At 60.4% G+C, this 1,115-nt stretch carries 2 protein-coding genes; both read right to left on the bottom strand.

What is annotated here, in order from left to right; translation table 11 throughout:
- Positions 1-14: 14 nt before the first annotated feature.
- A complete protein-coding gene (gene nqrE / locus AAC083_RS11880) occupies positions 15-614 on the bottom strand; it encodes an NADH:ubiquinone reductase (Na(+)-transporting) subunit E (protein WP_108536702.1) in 600 nt (199 codons plus the stop codon).
- A 155-nt stretch (positions 615-769) separates the two neighbouring features.
- Positions 770-1,115 (bottom strand): hypothetical protein (locus AAC083_RS11875; RefSeq protein WP_258224667.1); only part of this gene is annotated, 346 nt, incomplete at its 5' end.

The raw sequence follows: 1,115 nt of genomic DNA, 5'->3' as shown, positions 1-1,115 counted from the left end.
CACAGGTGGCGCACCTAGAGTGACATGCCGGAGAAGGACATGAAACCGAGCGACATCAACCCGACCACGATGAAGGTGATGCCGATGCCGCGCAGCCCATCGGGTACATCCGAATACTTCATCTTCTGGCGCAGACCGGCGATGGCGACGATGGCCAGCAACCAGCCGAGTCCGGAACCCGCCCCATACACCACGGATTCGATGAAATCGTAATCCCGCTGGGCCATAAACATGACCCCGCCGAAGATGGCGCAGTGCACCGTCAAGAGCGGCAGATAGATGCCCAGCGCGTGATAGAGCGCCGGGAAATGCTTGTCGAGTACCATCTCCATCACCTGCACCAGCGCCGCCAGCACCCCGATGTAGATGATGTAATCGAGAAATCCCAGATCGAATTCCCCAAAAAAGGTACTGCCTGCCCGCAAGATATGGCGGTAAATCAGGTTGTTGAGGGGGATGGCGATCACCATGACCACCAGCACCGTCAGGCCGAGGCCAAAGACGGTATGGATGTTCTTGGAAACGGCCAGGAAGGTACACATGCCCAGAAAGAAGGCCAGCGCCAGGTTTTCGACAAAAATCGACTGAATAAACAGGTTTACATAATAATCCATCGGATCGGCTCACAGCTTGTGCAGAGAAGGGCCCGGCTCCCGCACGGCGGGTGGGGTAGCAGGGGCAACAAGGCGCAGCAACCGATCGCAGGCGTCAGCCGGCAACGGGGCTCAAGCAGTCAGTCGACGAGGAAACGCCGGGATCCGGTGCGCGCTCAGCAGCAAGCCGGACGCGAGTGGCCGTGGCAGAAGCGAAATTGCAGGTGGTGGCAGATCAGCAGGCGTTTGTGCAGGTAACCGAAGTAACCGGACAGCTGCCTGAGGTAGATGAGGGGCAGGAAAAACAGCAGACCACAAAGCAGGCCCAGGATCTCGTGCTGGAACCAGGCCAGCAGCATCTGATACAGCTCGGAGGGACTGGCGCTCTCAAGCCGCCGCCCCTGCTCGACGCTGAACCGCCACTGGCCGCCCGGCGGCAGGCTGGCGCTGTTGACGAGCCCCGGATCGGACGGCTCGTGCAGTTGCATCGCAGCCACCCGCTCGGCCGATATAGGCTGACCG

This window comes from Aeromonas sp. HMWF014 (genome assembly GCF_963878295.1).
Lineage (GTDB): Bacteria > Pseudomonadota > Gammaproteobacteria > Enterobacterales > Aeromonadaceae > Aeromonas > Aeromonas popoffii.
This window is presented reverse-complemented; position numbering and strand designations above follow the sequence as displayed.

What these genes read in the sequence shown, in the direction of transcription:
- nqrE (WP_108536702.1), bottom strand. Translation starts at nt 614, where the DNA reads ATGGATTATTATGTAAACCTGTTTATTCAGTCGATTTTTGTCGAAAAC.